This window comes from Salmonella sp. K21076 (genome assembly GCF_039650795.1).
Lineage (GTDB): Bacteria > Pseudomonadota > Gammaproteobacteria > Enterobacterales > Enterobacteriaceae > Salmonella > Salmonella enterica.
On sequence record NZ_JBCLYA010000010.1, the window covers coordinates 1 to 3,966 of the forward strand.

General features: G+C 68.4%; 6 protein-coding genes. All 6 read left to right on the top strand.

What is annotated here, in order from left to right; genetic code table 11:
• Positions 1–618: cytochrome c biogenesis heme-transporting ATPase CcmA (ccmA, locus tag AAYN39_RS05315; RefSeq protein ID WP_000888541.1), on the top strand; the 618-nt coding region annotated here is incomplete at its 5' end.
• Complete coding sequence (gene ccmB, locus AAYN39_RS05320; RefSeq protein WP_000990042.1) at positions 615–1,274, top strand: heme exporter protein CcmB; 660 nt, start codon at positions 615–617, stop codon at positions 1,272–1,274. The genes ccmA and ccmB, both read left to right, overlap by 4 nt.
• Before the next feature lie 51 nt (positions 1,275–1,325).
• Positions 1,326–2,063 (top strand): heme ABC transporter permease, encoded by a 738-nt coding sequence (locus AAYN39_RS05325; RefSeq protein WP_000266010.1) that lies wholly within the window; start codon positions 1,326–1,328, stop codon positions 2,061–2,063.
• Positions 2,060–2,272 (top strand): heme exporter protein CcmD, encoded by a 213-nt coding sequence (ccmD, locus tag AAYN39_RS05330; protein ID WP_000074110.1) that lies wholly within the window; start codon positions 2,060–2,062, stop codon positions 2,270–2,272. The genes AAYN39_RS05325 and ccmD overlap by 4 nt, the downstream gene beginning before the upstream one ends.
• A complete protein-coding gene (ccmE, locus tag AAYN39_RS05335) occupies positions 2,269–2,748 on the top strand; it encodes a cytochrome c maturation protein CcmE (RefSeq protein ID WP_001053607.1) in 480 nt (159 codons plus the stop codon). The genes ccmD and ccmE overlap by 4 nt, the downstream gene beginning before the upstream one ends.
• Positions 2,745–3,966 (top strand): heme lyase CcmF/NrfE family subunit (locus AAYN39_RS05340; protein ID WP_072101083.1); only part of this gene is annotated, 1,222 nt, incomplete at its 3' end. The genes ccmE and AAYN39_RS05340, both read left to right, overlap by 4 nt.

The window sequence follows — 3,966 nt, forward strand, 5'->3', positions numbered from 1 at the left end:
ATGCTTGAAGCCAGAGATCTGTACTGCGAGCGGGACGAGAGGACGCTGTTTCGCGGGCTGTCGTTCACCGTGGAGGCCGGGGAGTGGGTGCAGGTCACCGGCGGCAACGGCGCCGGAAAAACCACCCTGCTGCGCCTGCTGACCGGGCTGGCGCGCCCGGACGGCGGGGAGGTGTACTGGCAGGGCGAGCCCCTGCGCCGCGTGCGCGACAGCTTCCATCGCAGCCTGCTGTGGATAGGGCACCAGCCGGGGATAAAAACCCGCCTGACGGCGCGGGAGAACCTGCACTTTTTCCACCCCGGTGACGGCGCGCGTCTCCCGGAGGCGCTGGCGCAGGCCGGGCTGGCGGGATTTGAGGACGTGCCGGTCGCTCAGCTCTCGGCCGGGCAGCAGCGCCGGGTGGCGCTGGCCCGCCTGTGGCTGACCCGCGCCGCGCTGTGGGTGCTCGACGAGCCGTTCACCGCCATTGACGTTAACGGCGTGGCGCGCCTCACCCGGCGGATGGCGGCGCACACGGCGCAGGGCGGGATGGTCATCCTCACCACCCACCAGCCGCTGCCGGGGGCCGCGGACACCGTCCGCCGCCTGGCGCTGACCGGCGGGGGGGCCGGGCTGTGATGTGGCGTGTCTTCTGTCTCGAGCTGCGCGTGGCGTTCCGCCACGGCGCGGACATCGCCGGCCCGCTGTGGTTCTTCCTGATGGTCATCACCCTGTTTCCGTTAAGCGTCGGGCCGCAGCCGCAGCTGCTGGCGCGTATCGCGCCGGGCATCATCCAGGTGGCGGCGCTGCTGGCCTCGCTGCTGGCGCTGGAGCGGCTGTTTCGCGACGACCTGCAGGACGGCAGCCTGGAGCAGCTGATGCTGCTGCCGGTGCCGCTGCCGGCGGTGGTGCTGGCGAAGGTGCTGGCCCACTGGGCGGTGACCGGCCTGCCGCTGATGATGCTCTCCCCGCTGGTGGCGCTGCTGCTGGGGATGGACGTGTACGGCTGGAAAATCATGGCGCTGACGCTGCTGCTCGGCACGCCGGCGCTGGGGTTTCTCGCCGCGCCGGGCGTCGGGCTGACGGCCGGCCTGCGGCGCGGCGGCGTCCTGCTGGGCATTCTGGTGCTGCCGCTGAGTGTCCCGGTGCTGATTTTCGCCACCGCGGCGATGGACGCGGCATCGATGCATTTACCCGTTGACGGCTATCTGGCGGTGCTGGGGGCGCTGCTGGCGGGCAGCGCGACGTTAAGCCCGTTCGCCACCGCGGCGGCGCTGCGCATCAGTACGCAGTAGCGCCCCGGCACGACGGACATTTTACTGGTTTCAGGAGGTCAGGTGACGACTATGTGGAAAACCCTTCATCAGCTGGCGGCGCCGCCCCGGCTGTATCAGATTTGCGGCAGGCTTGTGCCGTGGCTGGCGGCAGCCGGCATCATTGTGCTGGCCACGGGCTGGGTCCGGGGCTTTGGTTTCGCCCCGGCGGACTACCAGCAGGGGGAGAGCTACCGCATTATGTACCTGCATGTCCCGGCGGCCATCTGGTCGATGGGTATCTATGCGGCGATGGCGGTGGCGGCGTTCACCGGGCTGGTCTGGCAGATGAAAATGGCCAGCCTTGCCGTCGCGGCGATGGCGCCGGTGGGGGCGGTGTACACCTTCATCGCGCTGGTCACCGGCGCGGCGTGGGGCAAACCGATGTGGGGCACCTGGTGGGTGTGGGACGCGCGCCTGACCTCGGAGCTGGTGCTGCTGTTTCTCTATGCCGGGGTCATCGCCCTGTGGCACGCCTTTGACGACCGTAAAATGGCCGGGCGCGCGGCGGGCATTCTGGTGCTGGTCGGCGTGGTGAACCTGCCGGTTATCCACTATTCCGTCGAGTGGTGGAACACCCTGCACCAGGGCTCGACGCGGATGCAGCTGAGTATCGACCCGGCGATGCGCTCGCCGCTGCGCTGGGCCATCGCCGGCTTCCTGCTGCTCTTTATGACGCTGGCGCTGATGCGGATGCGCAACCTGATTTTACTGATGGAAAAACGCCGCCCGTGGGTGAGCGAACTGATACTGAAAAGGGGGCACCGGTGAGTCCGGCATTTTCATCGTGGAGCGATTTTTTCGCCATGGGCGGGTACGCCTTTTTTGTCTGGCTGGCGGTGGCGATGACCGTGGCGCCGCTGGCGCTGCTGGCGCTGCACACGGTGCTGCAGCGCCGGGCCATTCTGCGCGGCGTGGCGCAGCAGCGGGCGCGCGAGGCGCGGATGCGTGCCGCACAGGCGCAACAGGAGGCCGCGTGAACCTGCGACGTAAAAACCGGCTATGGGTGGTCTGCGCGGTGCTGGCGGGCCTGGCGCTGACCACCGCCCTGGTCCTGTACGCGCTGCGCGCGAATATCGACCTGTTCTATACCCCCGGCGAAATCCTCTACGGCAAGCGCGAGACGCAGCAGCTGCCGGCGGTGGGCCAGCGCCTGCGCGTCGGCGGGATGGTGATGCCCGGCAGCGTCAGGCGCGACCCGGACTCGCTGAAGGTGAACTTCAGCCTCTACGACGCCGAAGGGTCGGTGACGGTGAGCTATGAGGGGATACTGCCGGACCTGTTCCGCGAGGGGCAGGGGGTGGTGGTGCAGGGCACCCTGGAGAAGGGCAACCACGTCCTGGCGCACGAGGTGCTGGCCAAGCATGACGAGAACTACACCCCGCCGGAAGTGGAAAAGGCGATGCAGGAAAACCACCGCCGCCCGCAACGCGCTGATAAGGACACTTCATCATGATGCCTGAATACGGCCACGCACTGCTGTGCCTGGCGCTCGGCGTGGCGCTGCTGCTGTCCGTTTACCCGCTGTGGGGCGTGGCGCGCGGCGACGCGCGGATGATGGCGTCGGCCGGGGTGTTCGCCTGGCTGCTGTTCATCTGCGTGGCGGGCGCGTTTTTCGTGCTGGTGCACGCCTTTGTGGTTAACGACTTCACCGTGGCCTATGTCGCCGGCAACTCGAACACGCAGCTGCCGGTGTGGTACCGGGTGGCCGCCACCTGGGGGGCGCACGAGGGCTCGCTGCTGCTGTGGGTGCTGCTGATGAGCGGCTGGACCCTGGCGGTGGCGGTGTTCAGCCGGCAGGTGCCGGCGGATATCGTCGCCCGGGTGCTGGCGGTGATGGGGATGGTCTGCGCCGGTTTTCTGGCGTTCATCCTGTTCACCTCCGGCCCGTTTGCCCGCACGCTGCCGGCCTTTCCGGTGGAGGGGCGCGACCTGAACCCGCTGCTGCAGGACCCGGGGCTGATTTTCCACCCGCCGCTGCTGTACATGGGCTATGTCGGCTTCTCGGTGGCCTTCGCCTTCGCCATCGCCGCGCTGCTGAGCGGGCGTCTGGACAGCGCGTTCACCCGTTTTGCCCGCCCGTGGACGCTGGCGGCGTGGGTGTTCCTGACGCTGGGCATCGTGCTCGGCTCGGCGTGGGCCTACTACGAGCTGGGCTGGGGCGGCTGGTGGTTCTGGGACCCGGTGGAGAACGCCTCCTTTATGCCGTGGCTGGCGGGCACCGCCCTGCTGCACTCGCTGGCGGTCACCGAACAGCGCGCCGGCTTTAAGGCGTGGACGCTGCTGTTGTCCATCTGCGCCTTCTCGCTGTGCCTGCTGGGCACCTTCCTGGTGCGCTCCGGGGTGCTGGTGTCGGTGCACGCCTTCGCCTCCGACCCGGCGCGCGGAATGTTTATCCTCGCCTTTATGGTGCTGGTCACCGGCGGCTCGCTGCTGCTGTTCGCCGTGCGCGGGCACAGGGTGCGTTCGCGGGTGAACAACGCGCTGTGGTCGCGTGAGTCGCTGCTGCTCGGCAACAACGTCCTGCTGATGGCCGCCATGCTGGTGGTGCTGCTGGGTACCCTGCTGCCGCTGGTGCACAAACAGCTGGGGCTGGGCAGCATTTCGGTGGGGGAGCCGTTCTTTAACACCATGTTCACCTGGCTGATGGTCCCCTTTGCCCTGCTGCTGGGGG

Excerpts from the sequence above, each read along its gene's own strand:
- AAYN39_RS05325 (WP_000266010.1), top strand. The coding sequence starts at position 1,326 with ATGTGGAAAACCCTTCATCAGCTGGCGGCGCCGCCCCGGCTGTATCAG.